The sequence below is a fragment of the Vibrio sp. 10N.261.55.F4 genome (genome assembly GCF_041470465.1).
Taxonomy (GTDB): Bacteria; Pseudomonadota; Gammaproteobacteria; order Enterobacterales; family Vibrionaceae; genus Vibrio; species Vibrio crassostreae_C.
The window spans coordinates 290,109-315,857 of the sequence record NZ_JBFRMM010000002.1; the positions used below are offsets into that span (position 1 = coordinate 290,109).

Here is a 25,749-nt window from a genome sequence, read left to right on the forward strand (position 1 = left end):
AAAAGCGGCATCTATCTCGTTCGGTGCATTCGACACAATAAAAATCAAATAAGTAATTTATCAGTCAAAGCCCTATCATCGATTAAGCGTATTTCTCTTCGAAATCTTTCATGAAGCTAACCAGCGCTTGAACGCCTTCCAGAGACATTGCGTTGTAAAGTGAAGCTCTCATTCCACCTACTGCTCTATGGCCTTTCAGTGATTTCAGACCTGCAGCATCAGCCAATTCTAGGAACTTGCCATCTAACTCAGGTTTCGCCAGTTGGAACGGCACGTTCATTCTAGAACGGTTTGCAGTGTGAACATCGTTTTTGTAGAAAGCTGAGCTATCGATTGCATCGTAAAGCAGCGCTGCTTTCTCTTTGTTCACCAACTCCATCGCTTCAACGCCACCTTGAGCTTTCAGCCACTTGAACACAAGGCCTGATAGGTACCAAGCGTACGTTGGTGGTGTGTTGAACATTGAGTCTTTTTCAGCAAGTACTTTGTAGTTCAGAATACTCGGCAACACGTCGTTTGCGAGTTCGAGTAGATCATCACGTACGATTGCAATGCAGATACCCGCAGGGCCGATATTCTTTTGCGCGCCCGCGTAGATAACACCGTACTGAGACACATCAATCTTACGAGACAGAATGTTAGATGACATATCCGCTACGATTGGCTTATCCGTTTGAGGAAGCTCGCTGATTTCAATACCATCGATGGTTTCATTCGGACAGAAATGTACATACGCAGCTTCCGGGTCAATTTTCCAATCTTTAGCTGGAACAACCGCTGCTTTACCATCAATTGACGTCTTCGCGTTGAATACATCGATTTCGCAATATTTGCTCGCTTCAGTCACTGCACTTTCTGCCCAGTAACCCGCATCAATGTAAGTCGCTTTCGTCGCATCACCTAAAAGGTTTAGAGGAACAGCAGCGAATTGAGCACGAGCGCCCCCCTGACAGAAAAGAACTTTGTAGTTGTCTGGGATGTTCAGAAGATCACGTAGGTCCTGTTCGGACTCGTCAGCAACTTGAATAAATTCCTTGCTGCGATGGCTGATTTCCATCACGGAAGTCCCTAAACCATTCCAATCAATAAAGTCCGCTTGCGCTTGTTTCATTACCGGTTTAGGCAGTGCAGCTGGGCCAGCACTGAAGTTGAATACGTTATCTAATGTAAGTTCCATGGGGATGATTGCTCCTGCTAAATAATAACTATGCAAGTAATACCATGTTTTACCCAACATAAAAACAACAAAAGAGGTCTTAAGACCTCTTTTGTTTTGTACCGTACAAAATGTTTAAGCTTAACCTGCTAAATCACCCTATCAGTATTCACGCCTGCTCTGTTTATTGAACAAAAACCGGCATAAGTAGAGCGATTAATGGAATTTCTTGTCCATTTTCGAACACTAGGTTTCCATTTTCTAAGTCAGCGCTGATTTCATAACCACTGTCTGTTTCCTTGATCATTTCCATCACAAGCAATTCATCGATACCTTCACGGATGAATGGATACTCTTCAACAAGTTCATTTGAGAAGCTAGAGTGAACGTTGCCCGTTAATGCAAGCATGATCATCGAAGGGTTGCTGCTGATGTTTTCGGTCCCTTCCGGCACGCTCACCAACCACTTAGATTCGAACTGTCCCTTACCTAACTCTAACGACATGTTGTTCATTGAAAGGTCGAAACCTTTAGCAAACAGGATATCGATAAATGGAATGATCTCTGCAACGTCTTCTTGCGTCATCACAGGATTAGATTGGTAAATCTCAAAGATTTTCTCAAACGACTCGCTATCCAACTTCGACATTTCAAAATCGACGTTTAGGTTGTTCAACTGGCCTTCACTGGTCTCGATGTTTGCGATATCCAGCTTGAGGTTGCTGCGCAGACGCTTAGTTGCTTCATCTAGATGTGATTCAAAATCGTACTTAGAATTTTCAATGGTCATGAAAGGCTGCATTGCAGAATCTGAAACCAAGAAGCTATCGATAGTAAAATTCTGAGTACCTAACCAGTAGCCTTTCGCTTGTTGGCCTGAACCCACACCTTTCAGATTAGACAGCGTTACCTCTTCACCGGTTTCAAAATCAATTTGAACTGAAGGGATTGAAAGCTCGTAATCAACTTGGCCTAAAACAGTCGCATGGCCAGAAAGATTCGATTTAGTGATCGAGACCGAAGTCCCATTCTCATCAGAACCTTGGTGATTGAACTGGCTTAACTCAAAGTTAAAGTCAGTGTTGCCGTTTAGCTCAGTACTAGTGGTCAGAGTTAAAGGCAGAATATCGGTATTCTCAAACGTCGACAGTGCATTTAGACTCACCAAACCATGGCTAACCGCACTATTTATGACAAACTCACTCGGCAACCCATCAATCGCAAGTTGCTCTTTCAGGTTTTCATCCATCACAGTTAAACGAGTGGTTACGTTGGAAGACAAGTAACCTCTATCGTATTCCACGATCTCAGCTTGAATGCTTGAATTGTTAAGCTTTGCAACGCCATCGGTAATCGCATTTTGTCCAATTTGCCCAACCGCTAGCGGCCAACAAAGTGCCAGTGAGATTGCTCCGCCAATAGCACCAATTTTTCTTAACTGTTCCATGAGTTCTCTTTCTACACGTGTCTATTTTTTTTAGTCTAACCCATCAGTAGCAAACAAGAAACATTGAGTTAAATCAGTCTATTGCTCGATACTTCGATTGCCTCAATAAATTAACGGCTAGCTCTCATCCTTATTCGGCGGTTCTTGCTAGGCTAAAGACGTCGCTACTATTAAGGTTGAGCTGTGAATCAATACGCTGTTATCTGTTTGGACAATAATCCGGTTAGCATTGAAAGAATACGTTCGGAGCTGGCTCCGTTGGCTTCTGTATTCGATATTTATACTGCCGAGAACATAGAAGACGCACATCACGCATTAGAAGATATTCATGATCACAACCAAACCGTTGCTTTGGTGATCACTCATCATCATTCTGAATTTAATGGCGTGCAATTCCTGATTGAACTTCAACAGCTGCCCCATAGTAATACCGCAAGAACGATATTAGTCAGCGCTTCGTCAGACATTCAATCCATTTTAACCGCTGTGAATGAAGGTAGGCTCAACCACTGTTTAACCAAACCGGTTCAAGATCAGGTTCTGTTCAAATCAGCGCAAAAAGAGCTGACCTCTTTTGTTATCCAATACGACTCAGAAAACCTGCTCTCTTACAGCGATGCATTGGATCAACAACGCTTACTCAGAGCGCACATTGAGCAAAAGATTCACTCTTTCCAATCGGGTTTCATTCACGACTACCACCAGCTTTCTGATAATGCCCTTGCAGAACGTGTCGTCAGTGCCTTACAAGATGTGTTTTCAAAAGATGACAAAACTAAGGCCATTCGTGACTATTCCCCCGAGCATCTACTCACTGTGGAAGGCGAAGACAATCGCTTTTTATGGCTGATCATTGAGGGTGAAGCAGCTCTTTATAAGAAAGATGAACTTGGGCAACAGCGGGAAGTGGTACGTCACTCCAAAGGGAACATTGTTGGCGGGATGTCATTTGTAACAGGCGAGCCTTCGTTTTCTACGGCGATCACCCTAACGCAGACTCGCGTTATCAAACTGGATAAAGATAGCTTTGCTCAGGTGATGCATTCAAACAATACCCTGCTGCCTTTATTTACCAATCTACTGCTCCGTCATTTTAATCGACGTTTGCAACGCAGCATCACCAATAAGATCAAACTGCAGCAGACACTAGAATCATTAGAGTCTGCACATCAACAACTGATCGAGAAAGAGAAAATGGCGATGCTCGGGCAGCTAGTCGCGGGAGTCGCACATGAGCTGAATAACCCGATTGCTGCCATATTAAGAAGCATCGAAACTCTGTCAGACCATCTCGACCAAATATTGGCAAACCTATCCGTTCCAGAGTCCAATAAAGGGACTGACATACTGGCACATTCAAAGTTAGCTGAGCCACTATCAACAGCCCAAGAAAGACAGCTCGTAAAGCATCTTACGTCGACGATTAATGACCGTGCTTTAGCAAAAAAAGCCGTGAGACTAAACCTAAGCCAAGACTCTACGGTTCTAAACACATTAAAGGCGTCCCCTGTCGCAGGCAAAGAGCTGCTCAATGACTTAGAGCATTACCATTATGTTGGAAACTCTATCCGCTCAATTCAAGTGTGCAGCAAGCGTATTGCCGATATGGTCAAAAGCTTAAAAAGCTATGCTAGAGAAGATGAAGAAGTTCGCCACTACACAGATATCCACGAAGGGCTTGAAGATACCTTAGTGATCTTCGAAAACAGGCTTAAACACCACCAACTCGAAAAGCATTACGATACCGACTTACCGCCTTTATTGTGCCAGTCGCTCTCGCTGCAACAAGTGTGGACCAACCTTATCTCCAATGCGCTCGATGCCCTATCTGAACGAGGAAAAGTGACCATCACCACTTCTCAACAGACAAAAGGCGACGACGCGTTTCTTGTGGTGCAAATCTCCGATACTGGCCACGGCATTGCCAAAGAAGACATCAACACCATTTTCAACCCAAATTTCACGACTAAAAAAGAAGGCAACTTTGGTTTAGGGATTGGGTTATCCATTTCTCAACAAATCGTTTCGGCTCATCAAGGGTTTATTTTGGTGGAGTCAGAGGTAGGCAGCCATACAAACATGCAAGTGTGGCTTCCATTTAAACAAGAAGGAGCACCTCATGAATAAGTACCTAATTTTATGTGTCGATGATGAACCTGAAGTTCTCAATAGTGTCCTTCAGGACTTGGCGATATTTGAAGAGAACTTTCTGGTTGAAGGTGCAGAGTCGGTCGATGAAGCCAAGCAAGTAATCAAAGAAATGGGACAAGATGGTATTAAGCTCGCGTTAATCTTGTGCGACCACATCATGCCAGAAAAGACCGGCATCGATTTTCTGATCGAACTCAATCAACACGACGCGACGAAACCAACACGTAAGCTGCTGCTCACAGGGCAAGCTGGGCTGGAAGATACCGTCACGGCCATTAACAACGCTGCACTTGATTTCTATATTTCAAAACCTTGGCAAGGCGATCAACTGAGAGACACGATTACTCAACAATTGACTGACTATGTCATTGCCAACGACAAGCAATTGCTAAACTGGACTTCCATCTTAGATACCGAGCGCATACTGACTTCAATGGCGGATAAACGCACCAGTTTTGGTGAATAGCACTGATTGGTTAATGGATACTGAGAATAGCGTCATCCGATATAAAAACCTTCCGAATGTATACAAATTTTGGATAATTCGCTCGTCTATTTTTCTCATTCGCCCTAAACATGAGATCTCCGTTACATACTGATCCTTAATTTGCTTGTTTTTTAACTAAATGAGTAAGGTTTTACATTTTAAAGGATTACTTTTCCGTGAGTTAGATTAAACTGTCTCAATGTTTATGGTTTGCCGATTTGTCTCAAACCAAAGGAATTAACACTAATATAGGTTTACAGTCGTTATGCGCAAAATTCTACTTACTACCGCTATGCTATTGGCTTCTGGTCAAGCACTAGCTGTTGATGAACAACCACAGGTAATGAGCAACTTTAACTATGATTACTTTGAAGCACGTATCGGTGCTAGCCCAGTAACATTTGGTGGTGCGTTCAGTAAGTCCATTCACCCGAACGCTCACGCTATAGCACGTATCGATTCAGAATTTGAAAGCGATTACGACTCAGCTGTAGGTCTTGGTTTCCACGCTCCATTAAACAACTGGGCAGACCTAACAGGTGAAATGCTAGCTCGTATCGTTCAACCTGAGAACTCAAGCTCTACTGATATCGGTATGGAAATCAACATTGGTGTTCGCCAATGGCTTGGTCCACAACTAGAAGTTGGTGGTAAAGGTGGTTACGTTTCTATCGATGACAACGATGATTGGACAGGTTCTGTTTACGCGCGTTTCCACTCTACAGAGCTTTTCTCTTTAGGTGCTGAAGCTCGTATTAACGACTTCTACGGTGACCAACTTATGTTCACTGCTCGCTTCAAGTACTAATACTTAAAGCTCAAGCCCTAGCAAATAAGCTCTCTATGAGCACTTAGCCTTTTGATACTTAGTCTTTTAAGAAATCCGGCTAAGACAGAAACAAAAAAACCGAGGACATTCCTCGGTTTTTATTTATTAACAGTAATCTTAAGCATATAAGGTAAACTTCTTTAGTGGCAGCTCTTTAGTAATTGCTGCTTGCGTGGCTCTTGTAATAGTTTCCAGTGAATACCATCAATTGCACCCGCAAATTTCCAAAGTAGTTTTAGGTCAACATCGTTTCCGTACGCTTCGCGAACCTTATTAAACACTTCAGGTGCGCCCAACTGCATAAACATTGAAACATCATCCACACCCGCCTTTTTAACCATGCGCTCTAACGTAAGCTGCATGTTTGGTAGATCTCTTAATCTACGGCTAGCTGATGACTTCTTGAAGCTACGCTGCTGAATTGAATTATCGATTGAAGTACGAATAATACTATCCAATTCAGGATGTTCACAGGTAAACAGATCCGTAATGTCGTAATAGTTTACGGTTGCTGTTGTCTGCTTCTTTACATGACGATACTTTTCACAATCAAGATCGGTCAGTTTTTTATCTAATGATTTTCCACCTCTAATGAATAAACAACCTTCACTCAATAAAGCGAACATAGCGTCATTTTGAAAGAGGCCAATACCTCCGAACATAGAACGTTTTTGATGCTCACCAAATTGATTCACGTAATTAATAAATGCTGTCTCGGTCATATCCGTTGATCCTTAATCAAATTACCCCGATTAGGTTGATCACCAGACAAGCAGCTTGTTATGCGAAAATTTTAAATCTATTTTGTTATTCTATAGGTGAATATTATGGTTTCGTTTTTCACCTTTAAATAAATCATACTTCGAAAAGAAAAATAAGTCTGGACTTAGTTCACATCAATCAATTGAGTATTCCGGTTTTTCATGATTGACTTCACAGTAAACTATCAAACCATGCTTGAATTTGGACACCTAGTGATACACCGGTTCAAATTATTAAAGGTTATGTAGACGGGTGAGTATTGCCTCGCAGCATCGTGGCTTGTAAAATGGCAGGACAGACCTGTTTTTACTTTTTATATGAATCATTTATCGTTTTTCTGGCTACCTCAAAATAAGACTCTTCTCTTAAAGGGTCTAGAATCAGAGTTTGCCCAACTTGTTGGACATTCTATCTCAGCGGGAAAAATAACACTTCCTCCTATCCCTAACGTTGTACTGAAGATTCAATCGCTTTGTACCCTTGAATCAACTGGGATTGCTGACGTTGCCGAGTGCTTACTCGAAGACCCAGGCCTCGCTGCTATTGTCATTCGTGTGGCTAACTCTGTCGTCTTTAACCGACGTAATATTACTTGTGTTGATATTATGACGGCGGTGTCGCGCCTTGGCATATTAAGAGTACGTGACATCGTGACGGCTCAGGCTATTGAGCAACTCAAACACTCAGTCAACCTCAGTAAAGAATGTAATAAGGTATTGGTTCAGAGCGCTTCTGTATCAAAAGAGCTGGGCGCTACTATGGTGCTTGTTACCAACAGCTTCAAAGAGCTCTCCCCTACTGAATACCGTTACCTTGAGCATGAAAAATCGCTGCTTGTTGGATTACTGGCTGATATTGGTTTGTTCTGTTTGGTTAGCGAATACCACCTCTACCTCGAAAATGGCAATTACCTAGATCACGACATCGCTCTACAAATCTTCCAAGGCCAATGTTCTGCTACCAGTAAATTGGTGCTTAACCGTTGGGGCTTCGACAGCGACTTTATTGATGTGTGCAGCAATACCATCAATAACCACGAACAGCGTGAAGTCTCTTACTTAGATATCGCTCGAATCGCTAACCACCTGCTGATGTTCAGAAACAAGGATGAGAACATCGATGATCACGAAGTTGAACTTAACGTGACAGGTGCAGAGGTGCTTTATAAATTAAGCAACTTGAGCAAGCATGATTTTAATGCAAAGCTAAGCGACGTGATCAATACTAGCGGCTTCTAAGTCACTGTTAAATTACAAGTAAGTGTAATATGAAGTAAATGCAATGGGGAAAGCATGTTTACAGGGATGATCTTTATATTTGCGCCACTCGTCGTGGGGTATCTTTTTGCAATTTCGAACGCTCAGACATTAGAATTTATCAACCGCTCAACATCGCGGTTGATCTACGTGATTCTGGCGTTAATGGGACTAAGCTTAGCCGCCCTCGATAACCTAGGCAGTAACCTGCAGACAATCCTTCTATATACCGTCACTTTCTTTGTCTGCTTAAGCGTATGTAACCTAATGGCACTGCCCGCTATTGATAAGTTATTGCCACTCAAAACCGACAGTAGCAAGAAGAAGCTTCCCCTCTCTTCTATGGCGATGGAATCTGCAAAACTCATCTTAGTGGTAGGTTCAGGGCTAATCGCTGGCTTAGTGCTGCCTATTGGCCTTGATTGGGTTGATACCGCAAGCGAATGGATTCTGTTTGTTCTTCTATTCTTTATCGGCATTCAGCTGCGTAATAGCGGACTCACACTTCGTCAGATCTTACTCAACAAGCACGGTATGGTTATCGCAATCACCATTATCATCACCTCAATGTTAGGTGGTGTAATCGCGGCTTACATCCTAGATATCCCTCTGTTCAAAGCCTTGGCAATGTCTTCTGGATTTGGTTGGTACTCTCTGGCTGGTATCTTAATGGGTGACGCCTTTGGTCCTGTCTATGGTGGCGCTTCTTTCATGCTTGAGCTGTTAAGAGAGTTAGTTGCCTTGGTACTGATTCCAGTGCTAATTCGCAGCTACCCATGCACTTCCATTGGTTATGCTGGTGCGACTGCGATGGACTTCACCTTACCGGTCATTCAAACAACAGGCGGCGTTAGATGTGTGCCTATCGCTATCGTCAGTGGCTTTATCCTCAGCTTGCTTGTTCCGATATTGATGTTGTTCTTTGTATCTCTTGCTAACTAGATCGCAGGAATAGCGTTTGTTTTAGATTAGAATGCAACTCGAATACCAATGCCCAAGACACCGATACAGTTACAGTTACCGAAATAAAAAGACACTAAGTGTCATTGCTCAACAAATAACGATCACGGTAACCTGTAACGACAAAGTTATAAAAAGAATAAACTTACAAAAGGAACCACTATGAAACGCCTTTGCGTCGCATTACTGCTAGCTTCAACTTCTACTTTCTCTTTTGCAGCAGATTCAATGTCTGAGACAAACCAGTGCCAAGCAAAAAAATATGATGCGTACATCGACGCTTCTTTGAATTGGTATGCCGACCTTGCTGCATTAACCTCTGAGCAATATCCAGAGCTAACAGAAGTGAGTGAGTGGTTCCTAGAAGGTCGTAAGCACCACTTTGAGCTTAACCGTGCTGCGGTTCACTACTACTTAGTAAACGACTCAAGCAAAGTGGCAACAGAGCAACCTGTAGAAGGTTGGTTGCAACTTGAGCAACACGACATTAAAACGCTATCAACACGTGATGATGAGCTTGGTAAAATCGCGAAAACAACATTCGATGACCGCCAATCAACGCCTCACGCTCAAAACTACGAACTACGTTCTGCCTTTGCAGAGCTGCTTAGTCACCCTAAGCAAATCGACTCAGCGCTGCAGCGTTACAACCAGTCGATCAGTAAACTTGAAGCGATTAAGTGTAAATAACCCCGCATTTAATATGCTTTTTTGAGAAGTTGGATTTCATAATTAAGACGGGACATTGTTCCCGTTTTCGTTTAGATTGTCCCGCTCGCGTCAATATTAGAAAAATAACTCGCTTGCTATGGTTACGGAACAAAAAACAGCAGATGTTAGCTTCGACAGTCTTCTACGTATCTTCACGGTACCTGAAGGCCCAGATTCAACACTCACTCAAATTGAAGACAAACTTTCACGAAACCTGAATCAATTCTTACGTGAACATATTGTGGCTGAAGAAAAGCCGCTACGTGAAATTGAGAAAGATTTTTCAAATGCTCATATCCCAGAGCAGCCTGAGTTTGTTTCTGAACATACTGAGCATCTCCTCGATTCTCTTGTGTCTCATTCGGTTCACACGTCTTCGCCAAGTTTTATTGGCCATATGACCTCTGCGTTGCCGTACTTCCTGATGCCGCTTTCAAAAATCATGATTGCGTTGAATCAGAATCTAGTAAAAATCGAGACCTCAAAAGCTTTCACTCCCCTAGAACGTCAAGTTCTGGGCATGTTACATCGCCTGATTTATCAAGATAGTGACCAGTTTTATTCTCGTTGGATGCACAGCGCAAACCACTCTTTAGGTGCGTTTTGTTCTGGCGGTACCATCGCGAACATTACAGCGCTCTGGGTTGCACGTAACAACGCACTAAAAGCGCAAGGTTCGTTCAAAGGTGTAGAAAAAGAAGGCCTGTTTAAAGCCATGAAGCACTACGACTACGAAGGCCTTGCCATCTTAGTCTCTGAACGTGGCCACTACTCTCTGAAAAAAGCCGCGGATGTCCTTGGTATTGGTCAAGAAGGTCTAGTGTCTGTTAAAACAGATAACGACAACCGTATTTGTACTGATGATTTAAGACTCAAGATCGAGCAGCTCAAGCAGAACAAGATCAAACCTTTCGCCGTCATTGGTGTGGCTGGTACAACCGAAACCGGTAATATCGACCCGCTAAGAGACATTGCTGAGGTGTGTGCCGAATCCGATTGTCATTTCCACGTTGATGCAGCTTGGGGCGGTGCGACTCTGATGTCTAACAATCATCGTCACCTACTTGATGGTATTGAACTGGCGGATTCAGTCACGATTGATGCGCATAAACAGCTTTATATCCCTATGGGTGCGGGTATGGTTCTGTTTAAGAAGCCAGATGCGATGACTGCGATTGAACATCATGCTCAATACATTCTTCGTAAAGGCTCAAAAGATTTAGGCAGCCATACGTTAGAAGGTTCTCGTTCAGGTATGGCAATGCTGGTTTACGCCGCAATGCACATCATTAGCCGCCCAGGTTATGAACTGCTGATCGACCAAAGCATCAACAAAGCGCGCTACTTTGCCGACCTAATTAAAGATCAGAGCGACTTCGAGCTGGTTTCAGAACCTGAGCTTTGCCTACTGACTTATCGCTATGTCCCTGAGTCAGTCAAAGCGGCACTGCTTAAAGCTGAGCCTGAACATCGTGTCGAACTGAATGAGTTGCTCAATGAGCTGACTAAGTTTATTCAGAAGAAGCAGCGTGAAACAGGTAAGTCTTTCGTGTCACGTACACGCTTAAACCCTGAAGCATGGGTACATCAGCCAATCATCGTTTTCCGCGTGGTATTAGCAAACCCACTAACAGGCAATGACATTCTTTCGTCAGTGCTTGAAGAACAGCGTGAGATCTCTAAACTAGCACCAAACTTGATGGGCAAAATCAACAAACTGGTTACGCAAATCAACGCATAGTCATTCAATTTTAGTTGCATCAAATTGAAAATTTCTTTCTTTTTGATGTAACTAAGCTGTCAGTTCATACCCATTTTGCATTCTTTTTGCTCAAACTCTCTTCCAATTCTGTAGTTTTCTAAAATTTTGTTGAGGTTTGTCATATTCTTAAGCATTCATGCCCTGTTTTTGTATTAGTAAATAGTATGTTGGGTTTATACTGACTCTATGGTGCTAGTTAGCTTGATATCTATTTGACGCAGCAGTATTTACGAAACCGAATATACATCGGCTTTGTGTTTACTGATATTTGCTTCAGCCATACCCCCTGGTAAAAGATATTAACTAGCAAGTTGTTCTCTATACCCTTGTGAACACTATGAATACATTAGAAAAAATACAAAAAAACCTGGAAAATTTCAGCAAGTCTGAGCGCAAGGTAGCCGAAGTAATTATGGCTTCCCCTCAAACTGCAATTCATTCTAGCATTGCTACCTTAGCTAAAATGGCTGACGTGAGTGAGCCTACAGTTAACCGCTTCTGTCGTCGATTAGACACAAAGGGCTTCCCTGACTTCAAACTTCACCTAGCTCAAAGCTTGGCAAACGGTACACCTTACGTGAACCGTAATGTTGAAGAAGATGATGGTCCAGATGCTTATACGCATAAGATTTTCGAATCAACTATGGCTTGTCTAGACGTTGCTAAAAACAGTCTAGACGCGATGCAAGTAAACCGTGCTGTTGACTTGCTGACTCAAGCAAAACGCATTTCGTTCTTCGGACTGGGTGCCTCTTCTGCTGTCGCCAAAGATGCTCAAAACAAGTTTATTCGTTTTAATATCCCAATCACATGTTTCGAAGACATCGTGATGCAACGAATGAGCTGCATTAACTGCAGTGATAACGACGTTATTGTTCTTATCTCTCATACTGGCCGCACTAAAAGCCAAGTTGAGATTGCAAACTTAGCGCGTGAAAACGGTGCGACAGTTATTGCTATCACAGCAAAAGATTCTCCACTGGATAAAGCGAGCTCGTTGTCTATTTCTCTGGATGTTCCAGAAGACACTGACGTTTACATGCCAATGGCAAGTCGCGTTGTTCAGATGACGGTTATCGATGTGCTAGCGACAGGCTTTACGCTACGTCGTGGTTCTGGTTTCAGAGAGAACCTAAAGCGCGTCAAAGAGTCACTTCGTGATTCACGTTACGAGAAGTACTCTCAGTTCTAATCTGCTTAGTCATGAACTGAAAACAGATGACCAGAGAACAAGTTGAATTAAAAAAACGGAGCCTAGAGCTCCGTTTTTATTTGTCTGTATAAAATGACTTATACAACGAACAAGTTTAAGACCGTTAGATAGTCCAACTATTGCCCTTCTCAACCACGCTGTTTTCGGACGCATAAGAATTGATAATGGTAAAGCTCGACTCGACAGCTGGCTCTTGCCCAATTTGATTCATTGAAGCTCCCTCATGATGCCCTTCTCTACAACTGCACTTCTCGCATACTTGCTTCAAAATATGCACGAGCCTCTCTTGGTTAAGCGGCAAAGGGTTTCCTTTAATCGCCACTGATTTGAGCGCGTCGGCAGACACCTCATCAAACTGGGCTTCACAGACACCAAATTCCAACAAGTTGGGTAACTTAAGCGTATCAAGCACTTCCGATAACCAAGAAATTGCCTCCTCTTCTATTGCTTCTACGTTACCTGTTACTATCTGAGCGATTCGCTGATAACGCGCTAGGATGTCGCTTCTTTGCTGCTCTTTTGCAACGGCTATGTTCTCCAACATCACAAACGGCGCTAAACGCGCGGTAATCACACTATGAGGCGCAGAAATCTTACCTCCTAGTGCGGAGGCTAAACCATGGGCTGCGCCAAGCTTGGCATTAGTTATCGCCATACCACCGAGCATAGAAGCGAAAGCAAGATCAGAACGCGCTTGAGGCTCATCATAAACACACGCTTTAACCACAGAACCACTCAACTTACGCAGCCCTTCTTCACAAATCATATCGGTTAACGGATTCGGTTCACCACACACGTAGGCTTCCATTAGATGAGTAAAGGCATCCATCGCACCTCGCCCAGATAGATATAGATTGGTTCCATGAGTTAGGGTTGGGTCGACAATCGCAACGTCGGCCAGCATGTCTGGGCTTCTCAGGCTGATTTTTACTTGGTCTTGGCCTGATTTCAGCACCGCGTTTTTAGTGACCTCGGCGCCGGTACTCGCTGTGGTTGGAATTGCGATAAACGGAAGTGGTTTGGTTTTAAGAGGAACATTACGCCCGACCACTTCAACATAGTCATATAAATTGCCTTGATTAGGTAAAACCGCAGCCAACGCTTTGCCCATATCGATGGCGCTACCGCCCCCCATGGCGACAACCATATCTGGCTTAAATCGACGAGCAGAAATAGCCGCCTCTTCAACCATTTTGATATTAGGTTCACCGGAAACGGCAATGTGCTGATAACGCATACTCTGCGCATCAAGATAGTCAGTAACAATTGAAGTGCGCTCTAATGTATTGCCTGTAACCAATAGCACGCTGTAGCCATATTGATTAAAGAGAGACAATGAAGCGGAAAGTGCTCCATCACCAAAGATGATCTTTGTAGATGTCATAAATTGAAACATGGTGCCTCCTGCGCCTATGACCGAACAAAACTGCGAACTCTTGGTTATTGGAATTTAGCCTTTATATAGTGCATCAGTATTAAGATGCCTCGTTCTGTATGCGCTTTTTTTGACGAGGTGCAACTTGTCGCATTAAAGATGGATTAATGTCGTATTCTTAGGGGTAATTCACACTCTTAAATTAAGGGTAATCAATCTGAATACCCATCAGAAATCAGCATGGATCCTTTTTGTGACCATTATTTGCTCTGATAGACAAAACCTATTGTATTAAGAGGTAATTCCATCTTTATTTCCCCATGGCATTGAGGCATAGTTGGTTTTATGAAATTTTGAGTGGCATTCACTAAAGAATAGTTAACACAATCGAGTTAACGAGCCTCATCCCGTATTTAGGAGAAATTAAATGTTTGTAGTTATTTTTGGTCGCCCTGCTTGCCCATTCTGTGTTCGTGCAAAAGAGCATGCTGAAACTCTTAAAGCTAAACGCGATGACTTCAACTACCGTTACGTTGACATCCACGCTGAAGGTATCAGCAAAGCTGATCTAGAGAAGACTGTTGGTAAACCTGTCGATACAGTTCCACAAATCTTCATCGACCAAGACCACATCGGTGGCTGCACAGAATTTGAAGCATACGCAAAAGAAAACCTAGGTCTTTTCGACTAAGCTAGGATTTCTCAAACGAGAATCAGGGCTAAAGCCTTAAACAGCTGACCCATTTAGGCGTTAGACTGTACGATTTATAGAAAGCCCGCTCACTGTAGCGGGCTTTTTTATGACCAGTTTTCGTACGGAATAATAATAAAGTCAAAATCAAGTAAAATAGCAAAATATCGCTTATATTTTATTTATATTTAGATACAATTCACCTCTCAAACTTACCCTGTGTTTCACGCCAATTATTGAGCGACCACTGTGAATATCGACGTTGTTTTTCTGTTAGAACAAAACCCCATTCTCCTCATCTTTGTTGTTTTATCGATTGGATTAGCCATTGGTAAAATTCGTTTCGGTAGCCTCCAACTTGGTAATTCAATCGGTGTTTTGATTACTTCCCTTATCATGGGACATCTTGGCTTTTCTTTTAACGCAGATGCGCTCACCATTGGTTTCATGCTGTTCATCTACTGTGTTGGCATTGAAGCTGGACCAAACTTCTTCGGTATCTTCTTCAGAGACGGTAAGCACTACCTCATTCTGAGCCTTGTGGTACTTTCTACCGCAATTGCCCTAACCTATTTCAGTAGTCATTACCTTGGCCTAGGCTTTGGTTTATCTGCAGGCATGATGGCAGGTGCCTTAACAGCAACGCCGATATTGGTAGGTGCTCAAGATGCTCTGAATTCTGGGCTTGCAGAATTACCAAGAAACATGGACTTGAGCCTGATTATCGAAAACCTTTCAGTCGGTTACGCGATGGCTTACTTGGTTGGCTTAATCAGTATGATTATGTTTGCTCGCTTGATTCCAAAACTTCAAAAAGTGAACCTACACGACTCGGCAGAGCAAATCGCCCAAGAACGTGGGTTAGGCGCTTCAGGTCAGCGTAAGGTTTACTTGCCCATTATTCGTGCTTATCGAGTGGGACCAGAGCTCATCTCTTGGACTGACGGTAAGAATCTGCGTGAACTGGGCATCTATCGCCAAACAGGCTGTTACATCGAGCGTATTCGACGTAATGGTATTCTTGCCCATCCAGATGGTGATGCAATTCTGCAAGAAGGCGATGAGATCGCATTGGTTGGTTTCCCAGATAGCCACGCTCGTCTAGACCCAAGCTTCCGTAACGGTAAAGAAGTTTTCGACCGTAACCTTCTCGATCTGCGTATCGTGGAAGAAGAGATCGTCGTTAAGAGTGACAGTATCGCAGGTAAGCGCCTATCAGACTTAAACCTGTCTGAATACGGCTGTTTCCTTAGCCGCGTAGTACGTGCTCAGATTGAAATGCCGATGGACTTAAACATCGTGCTTTCTAAAGGTGACGTCCTACAGGTGAGTGGTGAAAAGAGTCGAGTGCACGGCCTAGCTGAGAAAATTGGTTTCATCTCAATCCACAGCCAAATGGCGGATTTGATGGCCTTCTGTAGCTTCTTCATTTTGGGTATTTTGTTTGGTTTGATCACCATGACATTCGGTCAGGTATCGTTTGGGCTAGGTAACGCGGTTGGCCTGCTTCTATCGGGCATCATGCTTGGTTTCCTACGAGCGAACCACCCTACTTTCGGTTATGTGCCTCAAGGTGCTCTGAACATGGTCAAAGACCTCGGTTTGATGTTCTTTATGGTCGGTATCGGCTTGAGCGCCGGTGGTAAGATATTTGAGCACTTAACCCAAGTTGGCCCACAGGTAATAGGTATTGCCCTAGTAGTGAGTGTGCTGCCAGTATTCTTCGCTTACTTGGTTGGCGCTTACGTATTGAAGATGAACCGAGCTTTGTTGTTCGGTGCAATCATTGGCGCGCGAACTTGCGCTCCAGCGATGGACATCGTAAATGACCACGCTCGCTCAACGATTCCGGCTCTGGGTTATGCGGGTACTTATGCGATAGCCAATATATTGATGACCTTAGCAGGTACTTTCATCATCATAATTAGCTAGCATCTGCTGCATTAAAAGCAGCCAAGCTTAGATATTTCGAATGCACTAATTCACTTTGGGTTAGTGCATTTTTTATAACCTGTTTTAAGCGGTTCAAGCCTTCTTCCCCACTCCTGCTCTTAACTCTCTTCATCCCTTATTTCTACTCTTGTCCCCCTTCGAATCGCGGTAGCCGTATCCGCTCTTAAATCTCTTCGCATCCCGCCACTCGAATCCCATATCTGCTCTTAATCTCTTGAACCAAATAGCAGACAAAAAAATAGGCGCTCAATGAGCGCCTATTTCGTTTAGATTCGATAACTTGAATTAGATGTCAGCTACATCAAATTCAACAGCTGGGTTAACGTCAGCTTCGTAATCAACACCTTCAACACCGAAACCAAATAGCTTCAAGAACTCTTCTTTGTACTCTACGTAGTCAGTCAGTTCTTTTAGGTTCTCAGTTGTGATTTGAGGCCATAGGTTACGACAGTGATCTTGAATGTCTTCGCGAAGCTCAAGGTCATCTAGACGTAGACGGTTCACTTCATCCACTTCTGGCGCGCTGCCGTCTTCTTTGTATAGACGTTGGCTGAACATACGGAAGATCTGTTCCATACAACCTTCGTGAATACCTTCTTCACGCATCTTCTTGAACACCATAGCGATGTAAAGAGGCATTACAGGGATTGCAGAACTTGCTTGAGTCACAACAGACTTAAGAACAGCAACGTTTGCAGTTCCGCCAGTTTGGCCTAGCTTCTCGTTAAGCGCTGACGCTGCACGGTCTAAATCCATCTTAGCTTTACCTAGCGCGCCATCCCAGTAGATTGGCCACGTTAGTTCAGTACCGATATAGCTGTAAGCAACAGTTTTACAACCGTCAGCTAGAACACCAGCTTCAGATAGAGCGTTGATCCAAAGTTCCCAATCTTCACCGCCCATTACAGTAACAGTGTCTTTGATCTCTTCTTCAGATGCAGGCTCAACACTTGCTTCAATGATCATGTCTTTGTTGGTATCAACAGCCGTTGATGTGTACGTTTCGCCGATAGGTTTTAGAGCTGAACGAATCACTTCGCCAGTCTCTGGCATTTTACGCACTGGAGACGCCAGTGAGTACACAACCATATCGATTTGACCTAGATCTTCTTTGATCAGATCAATTGTTTTCTGTTTCGCTTCGTTAGAGAAAGCATCGCCGTTCAGGCTTTTTGAATACAGGCCTTCTTCTTTAGCTAGCTTGTCGAACGCTGCTGAGTTGTAGAAACCAGCTGTGCCCGGCTTTTTCTCAGTACCGGCTTTCTCGAAGAAAACACCGATAGTTGAAGCGCCGCCACCAAATGCAGCCGCAATACGTGAAGACAAGCCGTAGCCACTTGAAGAGCCAACAACTAGTACACGTTTAGGTGCGTTTGCGATTGGGCCTTGAGCTTTTGTGTAAGCAATTTGTTCTTTTACATTAGCTTCACAACCGACTGGATGTGTTGTAGTACAGATGAATCCGCGAATTCGAGGTTTGATGATCATATTCAACTTCCTTAAAAAATCAGGTTAAGGATAAAAGTTTCGTACGCAAATCGCATCTAATTTCTGTAAAAATGTGGTGAAAATGCAAGTGGTTGGAGCACTCAGTGTATATTTGCTGACTAAGTCACCATTTGTTAACGCGTCTATTGCAACTTCTACGACAAAAACAAAAAAAGGCACCTAATAAGGTGCCTTTTGTCATTTCTTTATCTAAGCAACGCTATTTAGCTTAGGTTTTAACTCTTTTCGCGTCAAAGTTTCACTGTAATCATGACTGAAGTGGTCAACTTGAATCGCTGCGTAGCGAAGTTTGTCTGCTGCAATGATTTGGTCAACTTCGTCTTGAGTAAGAACATCTGCCGCCAGTGCTTGAGCAAGTTTATCTTGCAATAGACCTTTACGAGCCACTTTGCCCTCTTTCACTGCTTTGAAGATCTTACGTTCGAGAGGCTTGATGCTGTACATCGCATTGAACGCATTCTCCATTAGGCCAACACTATCCTCTTCTTCTTTGCCTATGTAGCAAAGGTGAGTTAGACGTTCACGGTGTGCACCCGGAGTCATCAAGCTTTCTGCCAGTTGTACCGTTAGATTATCACTTGGTTTTTCAAAGTGGTTACCGACAGGGAAAACTAGACCTTTAAGTACTTTACCTACCATCTTGTTCGGGAAGTTTCTGTACGCTTCTTGTAGCGATTTAGCCGCGTTATGGAAACAGTGTTGAACCGCGTAGTGTACGTAGTCTAGGTCAGCTTGTTGACGACCTTCATCTTCATACTTCTTAAGCGCTGCAGACGCCATGTATAGGTAACTTAGACCATCACCTAGACGTGCAGAGATAAGCTCTTTACGTTTCAGTTCGCCACCTAGTGTAAGCATTGCGAAATCCGCACTCACTGCAAGCGCACGGCTCAAGCGAGTTAAGTCTTGGTAGTAAGGCTTCGTTGGACCGCTCATATCCGCTTTAATGAACTTAGAGCCTGTCAATGCCGCACCGAACGCACCAAACGTGTTCTTAGTTGCGTGAGAGATATGCTTGAACAACAAGTTATCGAAATCCTTCGCACCTTGCTTCTCATCTGGGTTTGCTGCCGCTTCCATTTCGCTTAGCACGTATGGGTGACAACGTGTCGCACCTTGACCGAAGATCATCAGGTTGCGAGTTAAGATGTTCGCACCTTCTACTGTGATAGCAACTGGAATACCTAGGTAAGGCGCAGCTAAGTAGTTCATTGGACCATCTTGAATTGCACGACCAGAGTGGATATCCATTGAATCATTCAGGATAGTACGTGCCATTTCTGTCATGTGATATTTCGCGATAGCCGTAACGATACCCGGCTTCTCTTTCATATCGAGTGAAGTAGTTGTTAGTGTACGAGTCGCTTCTAGTAGATACGTTAAGCCACCAATACGACCTAAACTCTCTGCAACTCCTTCAAACTTACCAATCGACATACCGAACTGCTTACGAACATAAGCATATGCGCCGGTCGTTTTCGCCGTTAGGTGGCCCATCGCCGTGCCAAGTGCGGGTAATGAGATACCACGACCTGCAGACAGACATTCCACCAGCATACGCCAGCCTTTACCTGCGTAATCGGCACCACCGATTAACCATTCCATAGGAATAAATACATCGTGACCGCGTGTTGGACCATTCATAAACGCAAGACCAAGTGGGTCATGACGCTCACCAATCACAACACCTTCGTGGTCAGCCGGGATTAGCGCACAAGTGATGCCAATGTCTTCTTTGTCACCCAGTAGCTTTTCTGGATCGTGCAGTTTGAAAGCCAGACCAAGTACCGTCGCCACTGGTGCTAGTGTAATGTAGCGTTTGTTCCAGTTAAGCTTGATACCTAGCGTCTCTTTACCTTCGTGCATGCCCATGCACACAGTACCGACATCAGGGATACCACCCGCATCAGAACCCGCTTCTGGGCCTGTTAGTGCGAAACATGGGATATCTGTACCGTCAGCAAGACGAGGTAGCCAGTAGTCTTTTTGGTCTTGAGTGCCGTAGTGAGACAGCAGCTCACCAGGACCAAGAGAGTTTGGAACCATTACTGAAACCGCAGTACTGATACTGCGAGTCGCAATCTTAGTTACGATAGTTGAGTTAGCGTGTGCTGAGAATTCACGACCGCCATACTCTTTCGCAATAATTAGCGAAAAGAAACGCTCTTTGCGTAAGAAGTTCCACACCTCTTCAGGAAGGTCTCGATCTTCTTTTACAATTTGGTGGTCATCAAGCATAGCGAGCAAGGTTTCAAGCTCATTATCCATGAACGATTGCTCTTCTGCTGTCAGCTGAGGTTTTGGGTATTGGTGCAGCTTAGTGAAATCTGGTTTACCAGAAAACAGCTCTCCGTCCCACCACACGCTACCCGCTTCCATCGCTTCTTTCTCGGTGCTAGATAGTGGTGGTAGTACTTTTTTAAAGAGTTTAAAAGCTGGGTCACTTACCCATTTTTGTCTTAGAGAGCTCATAGTTCAGATCCTTTTGTTCACTATATTGGTTGTGAATGTTTCGCTTTTTATTGTTTTATTCTTCTGCTGACATGCCTGCGGCTAAATATGGAATAAGAATATCGACCACTGCCTTAGCATCTATCTTTCTGTCATAGTCATTCTCTGCAATTTCTACCAGAGCCTGACTTGATGCCATGGTGAATACACAAGTCCCTAGGGTGAAGTGTAATCGCCAAAATAACTGTTCTTGAGTGAGGTTCGGATTCGCCTTCATTACAGATGTCGTAAACAAAGAAAGTACTTCGCTGTAGCGAGTAGTAATGAACCAACGCAAGTGTCCTTGCACATCCGTATAGCCTCTGCCGATAAGTAACATGAATCGGCTTGTACCATTTGGCCTAACATCATTAAGTGCTCTTAGTGGCTGTCTCAACGACTCAAACACGTCACTCATAGAATACGTTTCGTTCAAGTTTAAGTTCACTAATGCATCTTGCAGTGCTGGCATAAATGCTTCTAAGTAACGATTGAGTACCGCACGAACCAGAGTCTTCTTATCGCCAAAGTGATAGTTCACTGAAGCTAAGTTGACATTCGCTTTACTCGTAATCGTACGTAAAGAGGTGTCATTAAAACCGTGCTCAGCAAATAAGCCTTCAGCCACATCTAAGATTTTGTCTTTGGTTGTACTTCTTGGTGCCATTTCAATCACTCGTATTAAACAACTGTTTGAAATATACGCTTAGTACATTTATTTAACAAGCAAGCAACATCACATTTTCACAAATTGGTCGTACCAGTTAATAAAACTCAGCACTAAACGATTGAATCGCTGTGTGTTTATAAAAAAAGAAAAAAATAATGAATTTTCTTGGAACTGAAATGGAAATGGAGAGTCCTAAATTAGGTAGAAAACAGCGTATTTAGAAGTTTAACAGGCCGTCAAACTTGTTCTTCTCACTGCTTTCTTAATTACTGCATTTTCCTTATTAACTCCTATACTTGTATCCGCCCAAACCACGTTGGTTTGGGCTTTTTTTTGTTTGTTGTTTAGGGTGAAACCTTACTTACCCTTCTTCACAGCTACAACTACAAACTAAACAGCGCGATCGATTCTTTTTATATTGTCATTTTTTACTAAAAATCGAACTACCACGCTTGGCACATTGCTATCACTGAGATACGTATTTCAAACAACCTCCTAACCAACGTTTACCAATCTCTGCCCAAGCCGAATTCTAGCCTTGCATTTATTTTCAACACATCTACTCGAAGCTTGCCACCTGTCACAACTGGTAAATTAATCAATAGCGATAGAGACTTACATTCGAAATAAAGCCAACAAACTTAGCAATTTCTAGCAGATGTCCTAAGCTTCGTTTAATACCCTTCTCAATTAAGTAGTTAAACGCTAGTTGGGAGGAGGCGGGAGCTTTTAAAAGTAGAAGGAGACCTACTTTGAGACTGTTTAAATTACCCATCATCTGTTGCTTAGCTATTGCAACCCCACTCTCTGCTCAGACTTTAGAACAGGCTGTTGCCATTACCTTGGCTACCAATCCTGAGATAAAAAGTATTTTTAATGAGTTTGTGAGTGTACAAAAACGAAACGATGCCGCAGGTGGTGCTTATAGGCCGAGTATCGATCTTGATGCTGGTATTGGCTATGAAGGCATAAACCCTGCGCCAAACAACGGTCCTGATACCGATCTCACACGAAAGGAAGCCACCATATCCCTCACTCAGTTGTTGTGGGATGGTTCGTCGACTCTCAATGATATTGATCGTACTGCCGCAGAAGCAGAATCGGTTCGTTTGCAATTGCTCGCGGATGCCGAAGACAAAGCGCTAGAGGTCACACAGATCTACTTAGACGCAGTCAAAGCAACTGAAGTTTTAGCCCTTTCGGAAAGTAACCTCGCTATCCACAAGAAAATCTATAAAGACATCAAAAAGCGTGCAGTCTCAGGCATAGGCTCAACCGCAGATGTATCTCAGGTAGAAGCAAGGATTGCAAAAGCTCACGGCAACTTATTAGCCGCACAGAACAACCTAATTGATACCCACACCCAATTTAGAAGAATAGTGGGTCAAGAACCGCTTGGCTTAGTCTACCCAAGAGCCGATATTTCTATGATTCCTCTGTCATTATCAGACGCGCTTGTTGATGCTCTGGACCAACACCCAGTCATCAAAGTCGCGACTGCAGATGTCGATTCAGCGCACTTCCAGTACAAACAATCAAAAGGGGTTAACTACCCGACGTTCTCTATCGAGGCATCTCAATCATGGCGAGATGATGCTGGAGGCGATGAAGGTTCGAGCCAAGAGACTTTGGCAATGTTGAGAATGCGATACAACCTCTACAACGGTGGTACCGATAGTGCTAATTCAGAAGCTGCAGCTTACCAACTCAATAAAGCAAAAGATCTAAGAGATCGTGCTTATCGACAAGTTGAAGAAGGCCTTCGCCTCTCTTGGAGTGCATTGGATCTGACGTTACAACAAAAGAACTTCTTGTCTGATCACGTGGATTCGGCGTCAGAAACCGTTATCGCTTATGAGAAACAATATCGAATCGGCAAACGTACGCTACTTGATCTGCTTAACACTGAAAACGAATTGTTTGAAGCCCGCAAAGATTACTTAGATGCGCATTACTCTGAACAGTACGCTAAATACCGTGTAATGAATGCGACAGGCTCTCTATTGAACGCTCTACTGGTCGACATTCCAGACGAGTGGACAACGGCAGTGGAGTATTAATGATGAAGAGACCTTATTTATTACTTTCCGCATTAACGATAACGCTATGTGCATGCTCTAGCCAAAATGAAGAGCCCTACATAGAAACGCCAGAAGCGGAGCAAATTTCTGACCTGCAAGACGATGATAACGATGGTGTGGTCAATGCACGAGACACCTGTCCTGGCACACCAGAGTCGTCTCTTGTAGACAACGAAGGCTGTGGAGAGACGGTTAGCTCGCAAGAAGTCAGACGGCTGAACATCCTTTTCGCCAATGACTCCTATGAAGTTAACCCTATCTTCTCAGATCAAATCACCACTATGGCTGAGTTCTTAGAAACCTACCAAAGTGCATCGATAGAGATTCAAGGTTACGCCAGTAAAGTCGGCGCGAGTGAATACAACTTAGAGCTATCAAAGAAACGCGCTCACCACGTTGAAGATGAACTGTTGTCGAATGGTATAGACCCGAGCCGAGTAAGAGTTGTCGGTTACGGTGAAAACCGCTTAGAAAGCGATGGCGACGACCCTACTTCACATGCATTGAACCGTAAGGTAACAGCGACTGTGGTAGGGTTAAGTGAACAAATCGTAGAGGAGTGGACCATATTTACCACGCTTGAAAAATAGCGTGACATTGTCAATGTGGATCTATATGTGACATAGAGCGAGTGTCGAACAACAGCAGCTTAGTTATAAGATCAATAAAGCCGAGATAGGAAACCCTATCACGGCTTTTTTGTTCTTTGCTGTCACATGAATCGGGGAGGATGATTCTGTGACTCGTCTTGCTACTCAGAAGTTAGCTTGTTAATCAGTGAATAGGCTCGCCGTTAAACGAGCCTACCGCTGATTATAGTTTTACTTCTTGTTGCTTTGCTGTTTTCGGTAAAGAAACGCTTAGCAGGAAGTAACCTAGAATTGCAGCTGTTGTAGATCCCATCAGGATGCCTAGTCGAGCTAGTGTGTCAAACTCTACATTCGTTGGGCCAAATGCTAGTGATGAAATAAAGATAGACATTGTAAAACCAATACCACACAGGACAGATACTGCGAAGATGTTCATAAAGTTCACACCTTCAGGGAGCTTAGCAACACCCAATTTCACCGCACCCCAGCTGAATGCAAAGATACCAAGAGGCTTACCAATCAATAGACCCATAGCGATACCAAGCGGTAGCATACCTGTTAGGCTTGAGATTGAGATACCTTCCAATGAAATACCTGCGTTTGCAAAAGCAAAGACTGGCAAGATTGCAAAAGCGACGTATGGGTGCAGAGCATGTTCTAGATGCTTCAGCGGAGAATGTTCACCTTTATTGCCTTTCAGTGGGATAGCAAAACCAATCACTACACCAGCCAGCGTTGCATGAACACCAGACTTCAATACTGCAAACCACAGAATTGCACCAACAATGAGATACACACTCAGCTTAGTTACATGCTTGTTGTTTAGCATGAACAGCACACCAGTTGCGATGAAACCAACCGTTAACGCAAGCGTTGATAGGTCGCCTGAGTAGAACAGTGCAATGATAACAACAACGCCAAGGTCATCGATAATTGCTAAAGCCAATAGGAACACCTTCAAGCTAACCGGTACACGGTTACCAAGAAGAGCCATAATACCCAATGCGAATGCGATATCAGTCGCTGCTGGGATAGCCCAACCTTGAAGCGCTTCAGGGTTACTTGAATTAAATAGCACGTAAATAAGTGCAGGAGCTAGCATACCACCCACAGCTGCGATAGCTGGGAAGATTGCTGTCTCTTTAGACTTTAATGCGCCTTCTAAAAGTTCGCGCTTAACTTCTAAGCCGATTAGAAGGAAGAAGACAGCCATTAAGCCATCGTTAATCCAGTGAGACACAGACATACCAAGAACGTAACTGTGAAGTACACCTTGGTACATTTCGTTCAGTGGTGAGTTTGCTACAAACATTGCGATCGCCGCAGCGATGACTAGTATGATGCCGCCAGCAGATTCCATTTTAAAGAAGTCACGGATGACGTCGGTCATGATTTCGCCCTTATATTTATTATTTAAATAAACGAATAACAAAGAATAACCACGAGTTTATATCCAAGTTTAATTGATAGATAATCACTTCTTCGGATGTTTAACTTCGGTTTTTCCTACAAATACTAAACAATACGTCGTATATTCCATAATGTTGTTATGCACCATGAATTAAGTATAGATGAGATCATCGAACCTGTATGCACAATTCATTGGGGGACGCTAAAAGGCGCAGGCATAAAAAAAGGCTATAAAATCATAGCCTT

At 43.5% G+C, this 25,749-nt stretch carries 20 protein-coding genes; 12 read left to right on the plus strand and 8 right to left on the minus strand.

The annotated features are described in order from the left end of the window. Positions 1-82: 82 nt before the first annotated feature. Both serC and AB4249_RS02085 read right to left on the minus strand, forming a co-directional pair. Positions 83-1,177, minus strand: coding sequence for a 3-phosphoserine/phosphohydroxythreonine transaminase (gene serC, locus AB4249_RS02080; RefSeq protein WP_017065411.1), 1,095 nt, complete (start codon positions 1,175-1,177; stop codon positions 83-85). Between the two features lie 163 nt (positions 1,178-1,340). Further along, positions 1,341-2,603 (minus strand): DUF945 family protein, encoded by a 1,263-nt coding sequence (locus tag AB4249_RS02085; RefSeq protein WP_372102251.1) that lies wholly within the window; start codon positions 2,601-2,603, stop codon positions 1,341-1,343. 183 nt (positions 2,604-2,786) lie between these two features. On the opposite strand from AB4249_RS02085, the gene AB4249_RS02090 reads away from it, so the two are divergent. The 3 genes from AB4249_RS02090 (at position 2,787) to AB4249_RS02100 (ending at position 6,049) form a co-directional block, all read left to right on the plus strand. Continuing rightward, positions 2,787-4,730, plus strand: a complete 1,944-nt coding sequence (locus tag AB4249_RS02090) for an ATP-binding protein (RefSeq protein ID WP_372102252.1) — start codon at positions 2,787-2,789, stop codon at positions 4,728-4,730. Further along, positions 4,723-5,220, plus strand: coding sequence for a response regulator (locus AB4249_RS02095; RefSeq protein ID WP_017071960.1), 498 nt, complete (start codon positions 4,723-4,725; stop codon positions 5,218-5,220). Before AB4249_RS02090 ends, AB4249_RS02095 begins: the two co-directional genes overlap by 8 nt. A 286-nt stretch (positions 5,221-5,506) precedes the next feature. Continuing rightward, positions 5,507-6,049, plus strand: coding sequence for a hypothetical protein (locus tag AB4249_RS02100; RefSeq protein WP_017065409.1), 543 nt, complete (start codon positions 5,507-5,509; stop codon positions 6,047-6,049). A 161-nt stretch (positions 6,050-6,210) separates the two neighbouring features. Here the strand turns inward: AB4249_RS02100 and AB4249_RS02105 are convergent, their stop codons facing one another. After that, positions 6,211-6,792, minus strand: a complete 582-nt coding sequence (locus AB4249_RS02105) for a TfoX/Sxy family DNA transformation protein (protein WP_017060401.1) — start codon at positions 6,790-6,792, stop codon at positions 6,211-6,213. 357 nt (positions 6,793-7,149) lie between these two features. Here AB4249_RS02105 and AB4249_RS02110 point away from each other — a divergent pair, with 357 nt between their 5' ends. The 5 genes from AB4249_RS02110 (at position 7,150) to AB4249_RS02130 (ending at position 12,713) form a co-directional block, all read left to right on the plus strand. Continuing rightward, a complete protein-coding gene (locus AB4249_RS02110; RefSeq protein WP_017066065.1) occupies positions 7,150-8,070 on the plus strand; it encodes an HDOD domain-containing protein in 921 nt (306 codons plus the stop codon). A gap of 54 nt (positions 8,071-8,124) precedes the next feature. Further along, on the plus strand, positions 8,125-9,030 hold the full coding sequence (locus AB4249_RS02115; protein ID WP_017071961.1) for a lysine exporter LysO family protein: 906 nt from the start codon (positions 8,125-8,127) through the stop codon (positions 9,028-9,030). A 180-nt stretch (positions 9,031-9,210) separates the two neighbouring features. Next, positions 9,211-9,738: a hypothetical protein gene (locus tag AB4249_RS02120; RefSeq protein ID WP_017066066.1), complete on the plus strand. Its 528-nt coding sequence runs from the start codon at positions 9,211-9,213 to the stop codon at positions 9,736-9,738. Positions 9,739-9,856: 118 nt separating this feature from the next. Beyond that, positions 9,857-11,500, plus strand: coding sequence for a pyridoxal-dependent aspartate 1-decarboxylase PanP (gene panP, locus AB4249_RS02125; RefSeq protein WP_017060397.1), 1,644 nt, complete (start codon positions 9,857-9,859; stop codon positions 11,498-11,500). A 358-nt stretch (positions 11,501-11,858) separates the two neighbouring features. After that, positions 11,859-12,713, plus strand: coding sequence for a MurR/RpiR family transcriptional regulator (locus AB4249_RS02130; protein ID WP_004734686.1), 855 nt, complete (start codon positions 11,859-11,861; stop codon positions 12,711-12,713). Between the two features lie 124 nt (positions 12,714-12,837). On the opposite strand, the gene AB4249_RS02135 is transcribed toward AB4249_RS02130, so the two are convergent. Next, the gene (locus AB4249_RS02135; protein WP_017060396.1) at positions 12,838-14,130 is read right to left on the minus strand and encodes an iron-containing alcohol dehydrogenase; all 1,293 of its coding nucleotides are present in this window, start codon (positions 14,128-14,130) and stop codon (positions 12,838-12,840) included. A 406-nt stretch (positions 14,131-14,536) separates the two neighbouring features. Here AB4249_RS02135 and AB4249_RS02140 point away from each other — a divergent pair, with 406 nt between their 5' ends. Further along, positions 14,537-14,800 carry a GrxA family glutaredoxin gene (locus tag AB4249_RS02140; protein ID WP_009847069.1) on the plus strand — a complete coding sequence of 88 codons (264 nt, stop codon included), beginning with the start codon at positions 14,537-14,539 and terminating at the stop codon, positions 14,798-14,800. Between the two features lie 249 nt (positions 14,801-15,049). Continuing rightward, positions 15,050-16,732 (plus strand): aspartate:alanine antiporter, encoded by a 1,683-nt coding sequence (locus tag AB4249_RS02145; protein ID WP_065584163.1) that lies wholly within the window; start codon positions 15,050-15,052, stop codon positions 16,730-16,732. Positions 16,733-17,038: 306 nt separating this feature from the next. Here the strand turns inward: AB4249_RS02145 and fabV are convergent, their stop codons facing one another. The 3 genes from fabV to AB4249_RS02160 all read right to left on the minus strand — a co-directional run bounded on the left by fabV (position 17,039) and on the right by AB4249_RS02160 (position 21,419). Next, positions 17,039-18,241, minus strand: coding sequence for an enoyl-ACP reductase FabV (fabV, locus tag AB4249_RS02150; protein WP_132763719.1), 1,203 nt, complete (start codon positions 18,239-18,241; stop codon positions 17,039-17,041). A gap of 210 nt (positions 18,242-18,451) precedes the next feature. After that, positions 18,452-20,734 carry an acyl-CoA dehydrogenase gene (locus tag AB4249_RS02155; RefSeq protein ID WP_017071963.1) on the minus strand — a complete coding sequence of 761 codons (2,283 nt, stop codon included), beginning with the start codon at positions 20,732-20,734 and terminating at the stop codon, positions 18,452-18,454. Positions 20,735-20,789: 55 nt separating this feature from the next. Further along, a complete protein-coding gene (locus tag AB4249_RS02160) occupies positions 20,790-21,419 on the minus strand; it encodes a TetR/AcrR family transcriptional regulator (RefSeq protein ID WP_017065403.1) in 630 nt (209 codons plus the stop codon). Between the two features lie 755 nt (positions 21,420-22,174). Between AB4249_RS02160 and AB4249_RS02165 the strand changes: the two genes are divergently transcribed. Then, entirely contained in the window at positions 22,175-23,482 is a 1,308-nt protein-coding gene (locus AB4249_RS02165; RefSeq protein ID WP_102333196.1) for a TolC family outer membrane protein, read from the plus strand. Further along, the gene (locus tag AB4249_RS02170; protein WP_372102253.1) at positions 23,482-24,093 is read left to right on the plus strand and encodes an OmpA family protein; all 612 of its coding nucleotides are present in this window, start codon (positions 23,482-23,484) and stop codon (positions 24,091-24,093) included. Before AB4249_RS02165 ends, AB4249_RS02170 begins: the two co-directional genes overlap by 1 nt. 223 nt (positions 24,094-24,316) lie before the next feature. Here AB4249_RS02170 and nhaA read toward each other — a convergent pair whose 3' ends face one another. Beyond that, positions 24,317-25,483 carry a Na+/H+ antiporter NhaA gene (gene nhaA / locus AB4249_RS02175; protein WP_010441484.1) on the minus strand — a complete coding sequence of 389 codons (1,167 nt, stop codon included), beginning with the start codon at positions 25,481-25,483 and terminating at the stop codon, positions 24,317-24,319. Positions 25,484-25,749 lie beyond the last annotated feature (266 nt).